11 protein-coding genes and 3 pseudogenes are annotated in these 17,610 nt (G+C 70.7%); 6 read left to right on the plus strand and 8 right to left on the minus strand.

From position 1 onward, the window contains the following. Positions 1-486, plus strand: a pseudogene (locus tag POF73_RS41245) (transposase); the annotation flags it as partial. A gap of 53 nt (positions 487-539) precedes the next feature. On the opposite strand, the pseudogene POF73_RS41250 reads toward POF73_RS41245, so the two are convergent. Further along, positions 540-689, minus strand: a pseudogene (locus tag POF73_RS41250) (transposase family protein); the annotation flags it as partial. 409 nt (positions 690-1,098) lie between these two features. Between POF73_RS41250 and POF73_RS41255 the strand changes: the two are divergent. Further along, a pseudogene (locus tag POF73_RS41255) lies at positions 1,099-1,614 on the plus strand (transposase family protein); the annotation flags it as partial. 200 nt (positions 1,615-1,814) lie between these two features. Here POF73_RS41255 and POF73_RS41260 read toward each other — a convergent pair. Then, positions 1,815-2,975 carry a magnesium and cobalt transport protein CorA gene (locus tag POF73_RS41260; protein WP_272124543.1) on the minus strand — a complete coding sequence of 387 codons (1,161 nt, stop codon included), beginning with the start codon at positions 2,973-2,975 and terminating at the stop codon, positions 1,815-1,817. Between the two features lie 145 nt (positions 2,976-3,120). Between POF73_RS41260 and POF73_RS41265 the strand changes: the two genes are divergently transcribed. Beyond that, complete coding sequence (locus POF73_RS41265; protein WP_272124544.1) at positions 3,121-4,293, plus strand: winged helix DNA-binding domain-containing protein; 1,173 nt, start codon at positions 3,121-3,123, stop codon at positions 4,291-4,293. 14 nt (positions 4,294-4,307) lie between these two features. On the opposite strand, the gene POF73_RS41270 is transcribed toward POF73_RS41265, so the two are convergent. From POF73_RS41270 to POF73_RS41285, 4 genes are all read right to left on the minus strand, one after another. Further along, positions 4,308-4,955 carry a LysE family translocator gene (locus tag POF73_RS41270; RefSeq protein WP_272124545.1) on the minus strand — a complete coding sequence of 216 codons (648 nt, stop codon included), beginning with the start codon at positions 4,953-4,955 and terminating at the stop codon, positions 4,308-4,310. Positions 4,956-5,141: 186 nt separating this feature from the next. After that, positions 5,142-5,930 carry a S1 family peptidase gene (locus POF73_RS41275; protein WP_272124546.1) on the minus strand — a complete coding sequence of 263 codons (789 nt, stop codon included), beginning with the start codon at positions 5,928-5,930 and terminating at the stop codon, positions 5,142-5,144. 267 nt (positions 5,931-6,197) lie between these two features. Continuing rightward, positions 6,198-9,014 (minus strand): ATP-binding protein, encoded by a 2,817-nt coding sequence (locus POF73_RS41280; RefSeq protein WP_272124547.1) that lies wholly within the window; start codon positions 9,012-9,014, stop codon positions 6,198-6,200. 211 nt (positions 9,015-9,225) lie between these two features. Continuing rightward, the gene (locus POF73_RS41285; protein WP_443049737.1) at positions 9,226-10,071 is read right to left on the minus strand and encodes a response regulator transcription factor; all 846 of its coding nucleotides are present in this window, start codon (positions 10,069-10,071) and stop codon (positions 9,226-9,228) included. Positions 10,072-10,200: 129 nt separating this feature from the next. Here POF73_RS41285 and POF73_RS41290 point away from each other — a divergent pair, with 129 nt between their 5' ends. Next, complete coding sequence (locus POF73_RS41290) at positions 10,201-11,871, plus strand: AMP-binding protein (RefSeq protein ID WP_272124549.1); 1,671 nt, start codon at positions 10,201-10,203, stop codon at positions 11,869-11,871. Continuing rightward, positions 11,868-13,469 carry an AMP-binding protein gene (locus POF73_RS41295; protein ID WP_272124550.1) on the plus strand — a complete coding sequence of 534 codons (1,602 nt, stop codon included), beginning with the start codon at positions 11,868-11,870 and terminating at the stop codon, positions 13,467-13,469. Before POF73_RS41290 ends, POF73_RS41295 begins: the two co-directional genes overlap by 4 nt. A 104-nt stretch (positions 13,470-13,573) precedes the next feature. Here the strand turns inward: POF73_RS41295 and POF73_RS41300 are convergent, their stop codons facing one another. Together POF73_RS41300 and POF73_RS41305 are read right to left on the minus strand one after the other, a co-directional pair. Next, positions 13,574-14,077 (minus strand): GNAT family N-acetyltransferase, encoded by a 504-nt coding sequence (locus POF73_RS41300; RefSeq protein ID WP_272124552.1) that lies wholly within the window; start codon positions 14,075-14,077, stop codon positions 13,574-13,576. A 41-nt stretch (positions 14,078-14,118) separates the two neighbouring features. Then, on the minus strand, positions 14,119-14,976 hold the full coding sequence (locus tag POF73_RS41305) for a hypothetical protein (protein WP_272124553.1): 858 nt from the start codon (positions 14,974-14,976) through the stop codon (positions 14,119-14,121). Positions 14,977-15,210: 234 nt separating this feature from the next. On the opposite strand from POF73_RS41305, the gene gcl reads away from it, so the two are divergent. Further along, positions 15,211-16,995: a glyoxylate carboligase gene (gcl, locus tag POF73_RS41310; RefSeq protein ID WP_272124554.1), complete on the plus strand. Its 1,785-nt coding sequence runs from the start codon at positions 15,211-15,213 to the stop codon at positions 16,993-16,995. Positions 16,996-17,610: the final 615 nt, after the last annotated feature.

Consider the following 17,610-nt stretch of genomic DNA (forward strand, 5'->3'; position numbering starts at 1 on the left):
CCCTTCGGCGCGGTCGCACGTGGGCTCTTACGGTTCCGCCGAACTCCTTCCGCTATACCGCCCGCCAGGACTGGGACAAGATCGCCAGACTCCTCAAGCCCGTCTACACCGCACCGACCGAGGAGGCCGCCCTGGAGCGGTTCGCGGAGTTCGCTGACGCGTGGGGCAGGAAGTATCCGGCGATCGTAAAGTTGTGGGAGAACGCCTGGGAGGAGTTCACTCCGTTCCTGCGGTTCGACACCGAGATCCGCCGCATCGTCTGCACCGCCAGCGCAATTGAGTCGGTGAACGCGCGGATACGACGGGCGGTCAAGGCCCGCGGCCACTTCCCCAGCGAGCAGGCCGCGCTGAAGTGCGTCTAGATGGCGATCATGTCTCTCGATCCCACCGGCAAGGGCCAGGACCGGTGGACCATGCGCCGGAAGACCGCGCTGAACGCCCTTCGACATCGCCTTCGACGGCCGACTCCCAGCAGCCCGTCAGTGAGCCTTTGCCAGTAATGGATCATGACGTTGTGTGACTGACCAGATGATGCGGTCGACCCGGCGTAGGGCCTTGAAGGTGGTCTTGAGCAGGGAGTTGGCGCGCTCGCAGACTCCGTGGATGCCGCGGATGACCTTGTTGTAGGTCTGCTGGGCCTCAGTGAGTTCGCTTCCGGCGGGCTTCTTGTGTGGGTGGCGGAAGCCGTCGCAGGTGTCGGTGAGGTGCGGCAGCAGACGGGCAGTAAGGAGAGTTGCGGCGGGACCTTACCGCTCAAGACGGCACACATCACCGCGCCGACACCCTGAAACGCTATAGGTACCCGAAGGGACGTACGTCCTTGAGGCTTGCCGTAATCGTGCCAAGCGGCGCACCTGTGCAAAGCAGCGCGAGGCGCATCCTCAAGAGCCAGCACAAGGGCTGCGCCGACTGTGAAGTGCACACCCTGGTCCCGTAGGCGGCGGCGACAGAGCAACTGAGCCTTCCCAGCAAACGCTCGCCGCTCGCTGTGATTGCGATGCTTGCGCTGCGGTTCTGCGGGGTCCCCAAGTCCGGGCAGACGTAAGGCCCCTGGTAGGAACGATCTTGCGACAGATTGTTCTGACCGAGGGGCCTCACGTGTCGACCAGTGCCACATACGCCGCGGTGCTCGACGTGAAGCGGTCCACCGCCGAGCACCTGGCCCGGTTGCTGTGCGATTACCGCATCGTGGCCGGAACCCGCAAGGGCAGGCGTGTGCTGGGCTGCTTCCGCCAGGCGGTGCTCGTCCTGCGCTGGTTCATCGACGGCACCCGCCTTTCCCAACTCGCTTGCGACAACGGCCTGTCGGCCTCCACCGCCTACCGCTACCTCCACGAGGGGCTGACCGTTCTGGCGGCCGGGGCACCGGACCTCGCGACCGCGCTGGAGCGCGCGAAGGCGGCCGGGCTGACGCATCTGAACCTCGACGGCACCGCCATCCGCACCGACCGCGTCGCCGCCCCCGGCCCCAACGGCGCAGACCTCTGGTGGTCCGGAAAGCACAAGCGCCATGGCGGAAATGTGCAGGTCATCTCCACCCTGGGCGGCTGGCCGATCTGGGTCTCACCGGTCCGCCCGGGCAGGGAGCACGACACCACCTGCGCCCGCCACCACGGCCTGCCCTCAACCGGATCGCCGCCGAGCTGGACATGCCGACCCTAGTCGGCCTCGGCTACCAGAACGCCGGCGACGGCTTCCGCCACCCACACAGCGTCTCATTCTCCCCAGATTCTCCCCAGCGGCCTAAGACGCGTCGTCCGCGCCTGTGATCGGCGCTGTACGCGCCCAGGACAGCAGCCCTCCATGGCGATTACTCAGAGCCAATCCCGCCTCTTGAAGATGACGTACAAACTGGTACATACAATCCCCATCAGGGCGATCGCGAAGGGGTATCCGAGCACCCAGTGCAACTCTGGCATGTGCCTGAAGTTCATGCCATAGATCGTCCCGACCAGCGTCGGAGCGAACAAAATGGCCGCCCAGGACGAGATCTTCTTGATCTCCTCGTTCTGCTCGAACCCCGCCTCCGCCAACGCCCGCATCTCCGCGTTCTGTTGCTGCGTGACCAGCGTCGCGTTGACCGTGAGGATCTCGGTGAGGGCCTGGCGGAAGCCGTCGACGCGCTCGCTGGTGTGGGTGACGTGGTCGGCGACGTCGCGGAGGTAGCGCTGGAGTTCCTCGTCCGTGCCGTATTTGGAGAAGCCCGCCATCAGGCCGTGCAGCATGCCGACCAGGGGGCGGGTGGCGCGCTGGAACTCGACCATTTCGCGGGAGAGTTCGTAGATACGGCGGGAGACCTCGGGGTCGCCGCGGAAGACCTCGGTCTCGATCTCGTCGATGTCGATCTGGACTCCCGCCACGACCGGTTCGTAGCCGTCGACCACCGCGTCCAGTATCGCGTAGAGCACCGCCTCGGGCCCGAGCTTCAGCAGCTCCGGCGTCTCCTCCATGCGCCGGCGCACCGCCGACAGATCGGGGGCCGCGCCATGGCGGACCGTGATCACGAAGTCGGGGCCGACGAACACATGGAGCTCGCCGAAGTCGACCTCCTCGGGCGCGTCGAGGTAGCGGGCCGCGCGCAGGACCACGAAGAGCGTGTCGCCGTAGCGCTCCAGCTTGGGCCGCTGGTGTGCCTCCATCGCGTCCTCGACCGCGAGGGGGTGCAGATCGAACTCCGCGGCCAGGGAGAGAAGCTCTGCCTCGGTGGGGCGGGCCAGGCCGATCCATGCCATGCCGGACGGCTGGTCACGCAGCTCGCGGTAGGTCTCGGCGAGGGTGGCGGGGGCGGACACCCGCACGCCGTCCCGGTACAGCGCCGCCTGCACGACGCTCACCACGTCGGAGTATTCGGAAGCGGCGGGGCCCGGCGCAGGCTCCGGCATCGGTGGGCCCGGTGGCGGCGGCGGAGTGAGGGCTCGGCGCCAGACGGATTTCATGGGGTTCTTCGAGGCGGGTCGGGCGCGTCGCTCGGACATCGCGGCTGCCTCCCGGTCGGGACGACGAGTGCGTGATCACGGAGCAGGATATACGGGGCGAATGACATGGGCGGATGAGGGCGGACCGTGATTCGGTGAGAGATGCGGACGGTAGCTGTCCGCAAGTCTCTCTAGTGTGCGGAGCATGACGAAGCGGACCATGGCAAGGACGACGGCTGATACGGCAACGAAGGCATCGGAGGCAGTGAAGGTGGCGAAGGGGACGACCAGGACGCAACCGGTCCTCAGCCCCCGTGCCCTCAACCGCGCCACCCTCGACCGGCAGCTGCTGCTGCGCCGCTCGCCGCTGTCCGCCGGGGCGGCCGTGGAGCATCTGGTCGGTCTCCAGGCGCAGGAGGTCAAGCCGCCGTACTACGCGCTCGCCGCCCGGCTCGAAGGGTTCACGCCCGAGGAACTGTCGGGGCTGCTGGCCGACCGTGCCGCCGTGCGTATCGTCACCATGCGCTCGACGATCCATCTGCACACCGCCGACGACAGTCTCACCCTGCGTCCGCTGGTCCAGCCCGCCCGGGACCGCGAGATCAACTACTTCCGCAAGGGCCTCGTCGGCGTCGACCTGGACCGGCTCGCCGTACTCGCCCGTGAACTCGTCGAGGCCGAGCCCCGCACCATGAAGCAGCTCCGCGAGGCCCTCAGCGCCGAGTGGCCGGACGCCGACCCGCAGTCCCTGGCCGTTGCCGCCCGCTGCAGGCTGCCCCTCGTCCAGGTCACCCCGCGTGGACTGTGGGGCCGTAGCGCCCAGGTCGCCCTCACGACCGCCGAGCACTGGCTGGGCCGTCCCGCCGAGCCGGCCGCCTCACCCGACGACGCGGTTCTGCGCTATCTGGCCGCCTTCGGACCGGCTTCCGTGAAGGACATGCAGACCTGGTCCGGTCTGACCCGGATGCGTGCCGCCTTCGAACGGCTCCGCCCCCGACTGCTCACCTTCCGGGACGAGAACGGGGTCGAACTCTTCGACCTCCCCGACGCCCCGCGCCCCGACCCGGACACCCCGGCACCGCCCCGCCTCCTGCCCGAGTTCGACAACCTCCTCCTCTCCCACGCCGACCGCACCCGGGTGATCCCGGCCGAGAACCGAGGCCGTACCTGGCAGGCCAACACGTTCTACTGCCCGCTCCTCGTGGACGGTTTCCTCGCGGGCGTGTGGCGGATCATCGGCGACGCCCTGGTCATCGAGCCGTTCACCGAGCTCACCAAGGCCCAGCGCGTGGACGTGGCCGAGGAGGCGGAGCGGGTGGTGGGGGTGCTGCACGGGGAGGCGTCGTACGACATCCGCTTCGGGACCGTCATCGCGTAGCCGTGGGACGGCTCTCAGTCCGCGCGGCCCGTCACCGCGACCGTCACGCCGAGCCCGATCATCGTGCAGCCACCCGCTCCGCCTATCAGCGACAACCTCCGGTCGGAACCGGCGAACCAGGTGCGGGCCGCCGACGCGGTCAGGCCCCACAGGGTGTCCGTGACCAGGCCGATGGTGATCGGGACCAGGCCCAACAGGAGCATCTGGAGCGGGACATGGCCCGCCGAGTGGTCCACGAACTGGGGGAGTACGGCGGCGAAGAACACCACGCCCTTGGGGTTGGTGACACCGACGAGGGCGCCGTCGAGGACCGTACGCAGGTCACCGCGCGGCGGTCCGGCCGGCTGCGCCCGTATCGCCGACGCCTTGAGGTCCTTGCGGTGCCGGAACGCCTGGACGCCCAGGTAGACCAGATAGGCGGCGCCGGCCAGCTTCACCGTCAGATAGATCGCGACCGACCGCTCCACCAGGGAGCCGATCCCCACCGCGACGGCGACGACCAGCAGATACGAGCCGAAGACATTGCCCAGCGCGGTCGCCACGGCGGTGCGGCGGCCGTGCGCCAGGGCGCGGCCGATGACGAAGAGAACACTCGGCCCCGGAATCACGATCACCAGGACCGACATCGCCGCGAAGGCGAGCAAACGGTCTGCGGACACCATGTCCATCACCCCCATCCGGCAGCCATTCAAACAGGGGCCACTGACAATGGACATGGATGTGCCCATGGACGTGGACATGGATGTGGACATGGATAGGGGGCGTTGCGGGCCGCTCGTGGAGGCCCGCAACGCCCCCTGGTCTTCACCTGAGGTGTGCTCAGGAGACCTTCTGGGTGCTGATCCCGGCTACGACTGGACCTGTGCGGTCACGTCGTCCGAGAAGGTGGTCAGCCGGGTGTAGATACCCGGGAAACCGGCCTGGGCACAGCCCTCGCCCCAGGAAACAACCCCTGCCAGGACGCCCCCGATGATCAGGGGACCGCCGCTGTCGCCCTGGCAGGTGTCAACGCCGCCGGACGTGAGTCCGGCGCAGACCATGTCGGACTGAACGAACTTCGAACCGTAGGAGCTCGCACAGCTGGAGTCGGCCACGGTCGGCACGGTCGCCGTCCGCAGCTGGTTGGAGGAGCTGCCGCCCGAGGAGGTGGTGCCCCAGCCGATGATGCGCGCGGTGGTGCCGGCCGCGTACACGCCGGTGTCCGAGGAACCGACGTACGAGGCCGTCTTGTAAGGCATCGAGGTCGACAGGGTCAGCACGGCCAGGTCGTTGCCCTCTTCGGCGGCCGTGTAGTCCGGGTGAACCCAGATCTTGCTGACCTTGCTGACCGTGCCGTCCGTGCCGTTGCGCAGATCGCGGCCACCGACGACCCGGACGTTGCCGGCGGTTTCGTCGGCCATGCAGTGGGCGGCGGTGACGACCTTGGTGGGCGAGACCAGCGTGCCGCCGCAGAACTGGCTCTCCGAGGCGTCCGTGATCTGCATCATGAACGGGTAGGTGGCCGTGGTGGTGGTCGTACCACCCACGATGGGCTGGGGTGCGGCCTCAGCGGTGGGGGCGCTGAGCAGTGCGGCCGCTGCGGCGGCAACGGTCGCCGCTGCGGCGGCCGTCTTGTTGGCACGGGTGAGCCCGAACATGAGACTCCTCATCAGGTGTTGCCGGTGGGGGGTCGCGCCCGGTGTGGGGGGTGTACACGAGGGCCGTGGGACCGACCCCGTGTGCCCGGGCGAGCGGCACACCCCAAAGTTAGGTCTCAGCAGCTCCCCTGCCCAATGAGGGAACCCCCTAAGGGAGTTGGGCAGGGAAAACCCTCGGTCGTGCCGTCCAAACCCCGCAGACCGACAAAGACGGGTGAACTTGAGTCGTACGCCACGCCGAAACCCACCGGGTCCGGCGGCCCGGGCTCACTTCGTACGGCGTCCCGCCGCGAGTCTGACGATGTCGACCCGCGATCGGATCCCGAGCTTCCGGTAGACCCGGGTCAGCGTCGCCTCGACCGTCTTGACGCTGATGAACAGACGTGCGGCGATCTCCCGGTTCGTCGCGCCCTCCATGACGAGCGCGGCGACCTGACGCTCCATCGAGGCGAGCCCTGCCAGCCCCTCCAGGCCGTCCGGTGCGGGGACGGGCGCGGGGGCCGGCTCCGCGGGGCGGGCCGCGGCCGACTCGACCAGCCGCAGCCACGGCAGCGCCCGGCACCGGCGGAACAGCCGGGCGGCCTCGTCGTACGACGTCGGGCCGGGGTCGCCGGTTCGTAGCTGGGCCAGGGCGAAGGCGGCCCGTGCCTCCTCAAGGCCGTAGCCCAGCTTGGCGAGCCGGTCCTGTGCCGACGTCAACTGGGCCACGGCGGCGTCCTGTTCGCCCCGCGCCGCACGCACCAGCGCCTCGGCCCTGTCGATCACGGCCAGCACGCTCTCGCGGTCCAGCCGCCGCGCCTGCTCGCGCGTGACGTCGATGACGTCCTGAGCCTCCGTGAGTTCGCCGCTGCGCACCAGGGCCTCGGCGAGGTCACCGTGCCAGCGGCCGCGGGCCGGGTCGGTGATGCCGAGGCCCTGCTCCACCTCGCGCACCCGGCGCAGCGAACGGACCGCCCCCTGCGCGTCGCCCGCCACCAGCTGGGCGTGGCCGAGGGCGGCCAGGGCACGCGAGACGTACATCTGGTCGCCGTCCTCCTCGGCGTGCTCCACGGCTTCCCTTGCCAGCGCCATCGCCCGGTCGACCTCCCCGCCCGCGGCCTCCGCGAGCGAGGTCAGCACCGCCGAGGCCACCTCGCCGATCCCGGTGTCACGGGCCAGCCGCAGGCTCTCCCGGGCCAGGTCCAGGGCGCGCCCGCAGTGACCGGAGTGCAGTTCGGTCTCGGCGATGCCGCGCAGGAAGTGCACCTCGCTCTCCACCCACCCGTGCCGGCGCACCTCGCGCAGCAGCGCGGTGACGGCGGCCCGGGCCTCGGGCAGCTGGTCGCTCATGATCAGCCAGCGGAAGCGGGAGTAGCCGGCGCCGTTGTGATGGCAGGACACCCTCGGGTCCTGGGGGTCCTCCAGCGCCCGGCGGATGGTCGCGGGGGCGTCCGGGTGGCCCATGAGGGTCTCGATCTGGGCGCGGAAGGCGAGCGCCATCAGTTCGGTGTACCGGTCGCCGGCCCGCGCGGCCAGCTCCGCCGAGTACGCGGCCTCCTCCCGGGCCTCGTCGAAGTCGCCCTTCACCAGCAGGGCGCGCCAGGCCAGCTGGTAGTGGACCAGGGCGAGCAGCTTCGGGTCCTCTCCCGCGTCGGCCAGGGCCTGCGGGAAGATCGCGTCGACCTCGTTCATCGCATGGCCCGCCGTGTCGATCACGGCGATCCAGGCCCGCACCCGTTCCGCGGGCACGGTCGTACGGGCGAGCACCTCGCGGGCGATGTCCCGGGCGAGGTCCAGCTCGCCGGCGGTGATCGCGTCGTCCACGGCCTGGAGCCGCAGCACCTCAGGGCTCGGCGTGCCGTCGGCCGGGGTGTGCCGGGCGGCGAGCAGGGAGAGCTGCGCGGCCACCGAGGGCGCTCCCCGGTCCCGGGCCAGGGTGGCGGCCTCGGCGAGGCGGGCGGCGACGTCCGGGTCGGTGCCGGTGGTCGCCTGGGCCAGGTGCCGGGCGCGCTCGATGGGGTCGGACGCGGCCGTGGACAGCGCTGCGTGCGCGGCCCGGCGCTCCTGCGCGGGCGCCTCCGCATAGAGCGCGGCGGAGATCATCGGGTGCGCGAACCGTACGGCGGGCCCCTCGGGCTCGGTCGCCAGCAGCCCGAGTTCGGCGGCCTGGGCGGTCTCGGCCTCGGCGTTGTCCCGGCCGGCCGCGTGGAGCAGGGCCAGCGTGGGGCGGGCACCGGCGCTCGCGACGAGCAGGGTGCGGCGCGCCTCCTCCGACAGCATCTCCAGGCGGTTCAGCACCAGGGCGCGCAGCGAGGTGGGCACCGGCAGGGGCTCGCCGGGGCGCGGCGGTGTGGGGTTCTCGGCGAGGGCGCGGCCCAGCTCCAGGGCGAACAGGGCGTTGCCGCCGCTGGTGCGGTGGATGTCCCGGACCGTGGAGCGGGGCAGGCCGGTGAAGCCGCGGTGGTCCAGCAGGGTGGACATCTGGGCCCGGGAGAGGGGGCCCAGCCGTACGGCGAGGGTGTCCGGCGGAGACGCGCGTAGATGGCGGTCGTACTCCTGGCCGTCGGTCCGCACCGCGAAAAGCATGCGCACCGGGGTCTCGCCGAGCCGGCGGGCGGCGAAGCCGAGGAGCTCGGCGCTGGCCGGGTCGAGCCACTGGAGGTCGTCGGCGACGACGAGGACGGGGCCGCTGTCGGCGAGGGCGCGCAGGGCGGACAGCACGGCCAGCCGCAGGGCGAGGCCGTCGCTCTGGAGGGTGGACTCGCCGCGGCCGGTGAGTGCCGACTCCAGGGCGGTGAGCTGGGCGGCGGGGAGCCGGTCGGACACCTCTTCCAGGACCATGCCGAGGAGGTCGGACAGGGCGAGGAAGGGGAGATGGGATTCGGACTCCGTGGGCGAGCAGCGCAACACGGTGCGCGCGGCCTCGCCGTATTCCGTGGCCAATGCCCGCAGGACGGTCGACTTCCCAATTCCGGCAGGCCCGTGAAGCAGCACGCTGCCGCCCCGGCCGAGCTGCTCACGCGCCGCGGTGAACAGCTCCTCCCTGCCGATGACCTGGTCGGGGCGGCATCTCGCAGGCTCCTTGAAGTCCCGTCGCACGGTCACCGCTCCCCTCCGTGTGTCGTGTTCGGGCCAATATTAGGCAACGGATCATTGAAATTCGGGCCCAAGACATGGTGAGGCAAATAACAGCGCGGCAGCATGGGGAAATTCAAGGCTCGGACGAACGAATGGGCGTCGTCCGAGTCGGCCGGTCCCGGCCCCACGGCCCACGGCTCTCCGAGGGCGACGACCTGCGGTCCCGAGGCCCCGTGGGCTACGGCAGCAACCCCGCCCGGCGGGCCGCCGCCACCGTCTCGCCGCGAGTGTGCGTGCCCAGCTTGCGCATCGCCGACCGCAGATAGCCCTTGACGGTCTCCGCCCGCAGCCCCAGCCGCTCGGCGGTCACCGCGTTCGTCGCGCCGGCCGCCACGCACGCCAGCACGTCCAGTTCGCGGGGCGCCAGCTGGACGCCACTGCGCCGGGGCCCGTCCGTCAGCAGGCCGCAGGCGGCCAGGAGCTCCGCGCGCAGGGCGGGGTCGGCGATCCGCGGAGCAAGGGCCCGCAGCGCCGTGTGCGCCTCGCGGACCTGCTCCCACGCGGCTCCCCGGCCGTCCGCAGCCGGCTCCGCCTCCGGAGCGGCGCGGACGGAGCCGGCCGCCGCCAGCAGCCGGTTCACCTCGTCCCGCACCACCAGCGCCTGCTCCACGTCCCGCGCCGCCTCCACGGCCGCCGTCAGCGTCCGGTCGCCCAGCGGCTGGACCGTGCGCAGCGCGCCGTACAGGACTCCGCGCACCCGGCGCCGTACGACGACCGGGACCGCCACCACTGAGCACAACCCCTCCAGGGCGACCGCCGCGTCGTACTCGTGGGTGATCTGCTGCGAGGCGGAGTAGTCGGTGACCGCGCAGGGGCGGGCGAGGGCGACGGCCTTGCCGCCCAGGCCGTTGCCGGCCGTCACCGTGAGTCTGCGCAGGGAGTCGGTGGCCGTGCCGTTCAGTTCGCTGATGCGCATCCGCGGGCCCCCGGACTCCACCAGGCCGCCGAAGGCGACCGGCAGCCCGGTCGAGCGGCGCAGGCGTACCAGCGCGCTCCCTATCTCCACCGTTGCGGCCGCGTCCACTGCCACGCCTTTGCCCTTTCACCCTTGCATCCCGGAGCGCACACCCCCGTTCGGGGGTAGTGAGACCCACGTCACGGATTACACGATGGCAGAGAGCCGCCCGGCAAGGTCCGGAAACCAGGAGGACAGATGACGACGGGGACGGAGCTGTTCCGCAGCGCGCGGGATTTTCTGTTGGAACATCGCGAGGACTACGCCACGGCCTACGAGGGCTTCTCCTGGCCCCGGCCCGACCGTTTCAACTGGGCGCTCGACTGGTTCGACGTGATCGCGGACGGGAACGACCGCACCGCGCTGCACATCGTAGAGGAGGACGGCAGCGAGGTCCGGGTGTCGTTCGCCGAGATGGCCGAGCGGTCCGCCCGGGTCGCGGGCTGGCTGCGGGCACGGGGCGTCCGGCCCGAGGACCGGGTCCTCGTCATGCTGGGCAACCAGGTCGAGCTGTGGGAGATCGCCCTCGCTGCGATGAAGCTGCGCGCCGTGGTCATCCCGGCGACACCGCTGCTCGGCCCGGCGGACCTGCGCGACCGGGTGGAGCGGGGCCGGGTCCGGCACGTGCTGGTGCGGGCGGAGGACACCGGCAAGTTCGACGAGGTGCCCGGCCGCTACACACGTATCACCGTCGGCGGGGCACGCGAGGGATGGCAGGCGTACGAGGACGCGTACGCGGCATCCGCCGACTTCACCCCCGACGGGCCGACCGCCGCCGACGACCCGCTGATGCTCTACTTCACCTCCGGTACCACCGCCCGCCCCAAGCTGGTCGAGCACACCCACACCTCGTACCCGATCGGCCATCTGGCCACCATGTACTGGATCGGCCTCAAGCCCGGCGACGTGCACCTGAACATCTCCTCGCCGGGCTGGGCGAAGCACGCCTGGTCCAATCTCTTCGCGCCCTGGAACGCCGAGGCGACCGTCTTCATCCACAACTACACGCGCTTCGACGCGGCCCGGCTGATGGCCGAGATGGACCGCGCGGGCGTCACCACCTTCTGCGCGCCGCCGACCGTCTGGCGCATGCTCATCCAGGCCGACCTGAGCGCGCTGCGCACCCGGCCCCGTGAGGCCGTGGCGGCGGGGGAGCCCCTGAACCCCGAGGTCATCGAGCGGGTCCGGGAGGCCTGGGGGGTGACCATCCGGGACGGCTTCGGCCAGACCGAGACCGCCGTCCAGGTCTCCAACAGCCCCGGCCAGCCCCTGAAGACCGGCTCCATGGGCCGCCCCAGCCCCGGCTTCCGCGTCGAACTCCTCGACCCGGTCTCCGGCGCGCCGGGGGCCGCGGAAGGCGAGATCGCCCTCGACCTGTCCGCCCGCCCCGTCGGCGTGATGACCGGCTATCACGGCGACGCCGACCGTACGTCGGAGGCGATGGCCGGCGGCTACTACCGCACCGGCGACATCGGTTCGCGGGACGCCGACGGCTACATCACCTACGTCGGGCGCGCCGACGATGTCTTCAAGGCGTCCGACTACAAGATCTCCCCGTTCGAGCTGGAGAGCGCCCTGCTGGAGCACGAGGCGGTGGCCGAGGCGGCCGTCGTGCCCGCGCCGGACGAGCTGAGGCTCGCAGTGCCGAAGGCGTACGTGGTGCTCGCGGAGGGCTGGGAGCCCGGCCCGGACACGGCGAAGGTGCTCTTCGAGCACTCACGGGAGGTCCTGGCGCCGTACAAGCGCGTGCGCCGGCTGGAGTTCGCGCCGCTGCCCAAGACCGTCTCCGGCAAGATCCGCCGCATCGAGCTGCGCGAGGCCACGGCGGCGGGCTCGGACGCCGAGTACCGCGAGGAGGACTTCCGGTGAGCACTGAGTCGTCCGAGGCGTCGTACACGCACGGGACGAGCGCGACCGCCCTGCTCGGCGACACCATCGGCGCCAACCTGGACCGGGCCGTCGCCGCCTGGCCGGACCGGGAGGCGCTGGTCGACGTACCGTCCGGGCGGCGCTGGACCTACGCGCGGTTCGCGGCGGACGTAGACCGGCTGGCGTACGGGCTGCTCGCGAGCGGGGTCGCCAAGGGCGACCGGGTGGGCATCTGGGCGGTCAACTGTCCCGAGTGGGTCCTGGTCCAGTACGCCACCGCCCGCATCGGCGCGATCATGGTGAACATCAACCCGGCCTACCGCACCCACGAGGTCGAGTACGTCCTCAAGCAGGCCGGGATCTCGCTCCTCGTCGCCTCCCTGAGCCACAAGTCGAGCGACTACCGGGCGATGGTCGAGCAGGTGCGGGGCAAGTGCCCGCAGCTGCGGGAGACGGTGTTCATCGGAGACCCGAGCTGGGAGGCGCTGATCGCGCGGGGGACGCCGGTGCCGTTCGGGGAACTGTCCTGCGACGACCCCATCAACATCCAGTACACGTCCGGCACGACGGGCTTCCCGAAGGGGGCCACCCTCTCCCACCACAACATCCTCAACAACGGTTACTTCGTGGGGGAGTTGATCGCGTACGACGAGCAGGACCGGATCTGCATCCCGGTGCCCTTCTACCACTGCTTCGGCATGGTCATGGGCAACCTGGCGGCCACCTCGCACGGCGCCTGCATGGTGATCCCGGCCCCGTCCTTCGACCCGAAGGCCACTCTGGAGGCGGTCCAGCAGGAGCGGTGCACCTCGCTCTACGGCGTCCCGACGATGTTCATCGCGGAGCTGAACCACCCCGACTTCGCGTCGTACGACCTCTCCTCCCTGCGCACCGGGATCATGGCGGGCTCGCCCTGCCCGGTCGAGGTGATGAAGCGGGTGGTCGCCGAGATGCACATGGCGGAGGTCTCCATCTGCTACGGCATGACCGAGACGTCCCCCGTCTCGCTCCAGACCCGCAGGGACGACGACCTGGAACACCGCACGGCCACGGTCGGCCGCGTTCTGCCGCACATCGAGGTGAAGATCGTCGACCCGGCGACCGGGGTGACCCGGCCGCGCGGCACGGCGGGCGAGCTGTGCACCCGCGGCTACAGCGTGATGCTCGGCTACTGGAACGAGCCCGACAAGACCGCCGAGGCCGTCGACCCCGGGCGCTGGATGCACACCGGTGACCTCGCGACGATGCGGGAGGACGGCTACGTCGAGATCGTCGGCCGCATCAAGGACATGATCATCCGGGGCGGTGAGAACATCTACCCCCGCGAGATCGAGGAGTTCCTGTACGCCCACCCCAAGATCGCGGACGTCCAGGTCGTCGGGGTGCCGCACGAGCGGTACGGCGAGGAGGTGCTGGCCTGCATCATCCCGCGCGACGCGGGCGACCCGCCGACGCTGGAGGAGCTACGGGGGTTCTGCGACGGGCGGCTGGCGCACTACAAGATCCCGAGCCGGTTGCAGATCCTGGATGCCTTTCCCATGACGGTGTCCGGGAAGGTGCGGAAGGTGGAGCTGCGGGAGAGGTACGGGGCCGACTGACGCCGGTTGGGACGCGGGCCTGAGTGCGGGGCATGGTCGGCTGAGGCGGACGACCGGCTGCGGCGCGTGGCTGGGTGCGGTGGTCGGTCGGCTGTGGCGCGCGGCTAGTCGCGGCGCATGCAGGCCCGTGGCCATTGGTCGAGGCCGAGTTCCGCCTCATGGGCGCGGATCTTCCGTAGCCCAGGGGTGAGCTCGGCCTCGTCCAGGACGCGGAAGCCGAGGCGTTCGTAGTACGGCGCGTTCCACGGGACCTCGGTGAAGGTGGTCAGGGTGAGAGCGGTCAGGCCCTCCTCTCGTGCGCGGTCGGCGGCGTACGCGAGGAGGGCCCGGCCGATGCGGCGGTGGGCGCAGTCCGGGTGCACCGAGACCTGCTCGATGTGCAGTGCACCGTCCACGGGCTCGCAGATCAGATAGCCGACCGGGCGGTCACCGTCGTCGCCGGCGACCCAGGCGCGGCCGGCCCCGCGGTAGTGCTCCAGGACGTCCAGGGCGGGCGGCTCGTCGTCGGCGATCGCCGCCATGCCGAGGTCGCGGAAGGCGGCTCCCGCGGCACGCTCGATGTCCTGGAGGGCGGGTAGCTCGCCGGGCAGGGCGGGGCGGATGCGCATGTGCCGAGTGTCCGTCGGCGGCCGCGCCGGGCGCGAGCGGATTACCGGGCGCCCGTCGCGTCCAGCTCGTCGGCCAGGCTGTTGACCGGCTGGGGCGTGCCCGTGAGGTCGAGGACGAACAGCGGGACGCCCAGGGTGTCGGCGCGGGTGCGGGCGTCGGGGGCGTATCCGGCGAGGGAGAAGTAGACGCAGGCCGTGGACTCCGTCATGGCCGTCAGCCACAGGCACTCCACGTCCCGCAACGAGGCCGGACGCACCGTCGGATCGACCTGCGCGAGCAGCCCGTGGGCGGCGATGCCGATCCCGGTCGGCGGCCGCTGGTCGGCGCGGCGGATGTCCCGGTAGCCGAGCCAGCGCAGATAGACGGCGGCTGCCGTGACGGCGTCGCGCGCGGTACGGATCGTGATGGGCTGGAAGGGACGGCGCGGGGCGGGGGGCGTCCGCCGGGACGAGTCCGAGGCGTCCTGCCGCGCACCCATACCGTCCTGCCGCGCACCCATACCGTCCTGTCTCGCACCCGTACCTTCCTGCGGCACACCCGCGGCCTTCTCCGCCGCGCCCGTGGCTGCCCCTGCCTCGCTCGTGGCTTCCCCTGTCGCCCCCGCGGCTGTCCCTGACCCGCCTGCCGCCCTCGCCGGGCCCCGGGTCACAGGGATCCGCAGCACCGCCCCGCAGGCGCAGTCCAGCTCCGGACGGGGCCACTCGCCCCTGCGGCCGCACGTCGCGCAGCGCACGGCGACCCACTCGTCCTCCCAGGAGCGGTGCGTGACGGCCGTCGCGGTCCCGTGCGGATCCAGCGACGGTGCGACGGGCGCCCCGCACTCACACGGATAGGCCGGTGCCTCGTAGAGATGCTCGCGCCGGCAGGCCGGGCAGCGCACCGACACGCTCTCGGACATGGCCACTCCAGGACGACCTCGCATCGGACACCGTTCCCATCGTCCTCCAGGACCCGCCCGGTTGTCCGCCCCTTGACGGTCTTCACCCGCCCACTTACATTGCTTCCAGATAGTAGAAAAGAATTTCCGCGATACGGAATAACTGACCGGTCTCGCGGATTGTCATCGTCACGGAATTGCTCACCGCGGGGCGCGACGGGAGTGCGAATCCGACAGCCGAAGCAGGAGTACTCAATGGCTCGTATGACCGCTGCCCGAGCGGCAGTCGAGATCCTCAAGCGCGAGGGCGTCAGCAACGCGTTCGGTGTGCCGGGCGCGGCGATCAACCCCTTCTACGCGGCTCTCAAGGCGTCCGGCGGCATCCAGCACACCCTCGCCCGCCATGTGGAGGGCGCCTCGCACATGGCCGAGGGTTACACCCGCACCCACCCTGGCAACATCGGCGTCTGCATCGGTACGTCCGGCCCGGCCGGCACCGACATGATCACCGGCCTGTACTCCGCCATCGGCGACTCGATCCCGATCCTGTGCATCACGGGCCAGGCACCGACCGCCGTGATCCACAAAGAGGACTTCCAGGCCGTCGACATCGCCTCGATCGCCAAGCCGGTCACGAAGATGGCGGTGACCGTCCTGGAGGCCGCCCAGGTCCCCGGCGTCTTCCAGCAGGCCTTCCACCTGATGCGCTCCGGCCGTCCCGGTCCGGTCCTGATCGACCTGCCGATCGACGTCCAGCTGACGGAGATCGAGTTCGACCCGGAGACGTACGAGCCCCTGCCGGTCTACAAGCCGGCCGCGACCCGCGCTCAGATCGAGAAGGCGATCGGGATGCTGAACGCGTCCGAGCGGCCGCTGATCGTGGCGGGCGGCGGTGTCATCAACGCCGACGCCGCCGAACTCCTGGTGGAATTCGCGGAGTTGACGGGTACGCCGGTCGTCCCGACCCTGATGGGCTGGGGCCTCCTCCCCGACGACCATGAGCTGAACGCCGGCATGGTCGGCCTGCAGACCTCGCACCGCTACGGCAACGCGACCTTCCTGGAGTCCGACTTCGTCCTCGGCATCGGCAACCGCTGGGCCAACCGCCACACCGGCAAGCTGGACGTCTACACGGCCGGCCGGAAGTTCGTCCACGTCGACGTCGAGCCCACCCAGATCGGCAAGATCTTCGCGCCGGACTACGGCATCGCGTCGGACGCGAAGGCGGCACTGGAGCTCTTCGTCGAGGTGGCAAGGGAGTTGAAGGCGGCCGGCAAGCTGCCCGACCGCTCCGCCTGGGCCGCGTCCGCGCAGGAGAGGAAGGCAACTCTCCAGCGCCGTACGCACTTCGACGACATCCCGATCAAGCCGCAGCGCGTCTACGAGGAGATGAACAAGGCGTTCGGCCCCGAGACGCGCTACGTCTCGACGATCGGCCTGTCCCAGATCGCCGGCGCCCAGATGCTGCACGTCTTCAAGCCGCGGCACTGGATCAACTGCGGCCAGGCGGGCCCGCTGGGCTGGACCATCCCGGCGGCGCTGGGCGTGGCGAAGGCCGATCCGGAGGCGCAGGTGGTCGCCCTGTCCGGAGACTACGACTTCCAGTTCATGATCGAGGAGCTGGCGGTCGGGGCGCAGCACAGGATCCCGTACGTCCACGTCCTGGTGAACAACTCCTATCTGGGCCTGATCCGTCAGGCGCAGCGGGCGTTCGAGATCGACTTCCAGGTCAACCTGGAGTTCGAGAACATCAACTCGCCCGAGCTGGGCGTCTACGGCGTCGACCACATCAAGGTCGCCGAGGGCCTCGGCTGCAAGGCGATCCGGGTGACCGACCCGGCCGACCTGGGCGCGGCCCTGGAGCAGGCCAAGAAGCTCGCTCAGGAGTACCGGGTCCCGGTGGTGGTCGAGGCGATCCTGGAGCGCGTCACCAACATCTCCATGTCCACGACCAACGACATCAGCAACATCGTCGAGTTCGAGGAACTCGCGACGGAGCCCGGCCACGCGCCGACGTCGATCAGGACACTGAAGGTCTGACGCGGTCGATCCGACCCGCCCGAAAAGTCAGGGGCGGTCCAACCGAGAGGTTGGACCGCCCCTTTCCGTGCTCCCCCGTGAACCGTGCTCCCCCGTACATGGTGCTGCCCCCGTGGCTGGTGCTGCCCCCGTGCCGAGGCCCGCCGCCCCCGTGCCGGCGGGCCCCGCGTGACGAGAATGTGCCCGCGTACGGCGGTGGTTGAAGCCCCTTGAACGACATTCAGAGCTTGATTTGAGGATGGCGTAGACGCCCTACGCCTTCAGAAGTGCGCGCCCCCACACCTCCGCGCGCCGTTCCGAGGGCCCTTGGGCGGTCACAGGACCTCGTCGGCGTTGTGCACCATCGGGACGACCGGACCGACGTGGAGGGCCCCGTCGAGGCGGCCCACCGCAGGCTCGTTCCCGCAGGCCCCGCGCCCGGCCCTGCCCCTGGCAACGCCGAGAAGCGCCGGGTACGGGACCGTCCGTACCCGGCGCTTCTCGGCCGGTGAGGTATTCGGTTGTGGCCGTCCGGCGGTGCGAGGCTGGGCGCGACAGGACATTCGCGCCGCCGGACGGGGTCTTGGGGGTTTGGGACCGCGGCGGCGGCGACGGAACCGGGGCTCCTTCCCTCTG

The organism is Streptomyces sp. HD (assembly GCF_028369295.1).
Lineage (GTDB): Bacteria > Actinomycetota > Actinomycetes > Streptomycetales > Streptomycetaceae > Streptomyces.

Coding starts and splice junctions, on each gene's coding strand:
- POF73_RS41260 (WP_272124543.1), bottom strand. CDS start 2,975: ATGTCCGAGCGACGCGCCCGACCCGCCTCGAAGAACCCCATGAAATCC.
- POF73_RS41265 (WP_272124544.1), top strand. CDS start 3,121: ATGACGAAGCGGACCATGGCAAGGACGACGGCTGATACGGCAACGAAG.
- POF73_RS41270 (WP_272124545.1), bottom strand. CDS start 4,955: ATGGTGTCCGCAGACCGTTTGCTCGCCTTCGCGGCGATGTCGGTCCTG.
- POF73_RS41275 (WP_272124546.1), bottom strand. CDS start 5,930: ATGTTCGGGCTCACCCGTGCCAACAAGACGGCCGCCGCAGCGGCGACC.
- POF73_RS41290 (WP_272124549.1), top strand. CDS start 10,201: ATGACGACGGGGACGGAGCTGTTCCGCAGCGCGCGGGATTTTCTGTTG.
- POF73_RS41300 (WP_272124552.1), bottom strand. CDS start 14,077: ATGCGCATCCGCCCCGCCCTGCCCGGCGAGCTACCCGCCCTCCAGGAC.
- POF73_RS41305 (WP_272124553.1), bottom strand. CDS start 14,976: ATGTCCGAGAGCGTGTCGGTGCGCTGCCCGGCCTGCCGGCGCGAGCAT.
- gcl (WP_272124554.1), top strand. CDS start 15,211: ATGGCTCGTATGACCGCTGCCCGAGCGGCAGTCGAGATCCTCAAGCGC.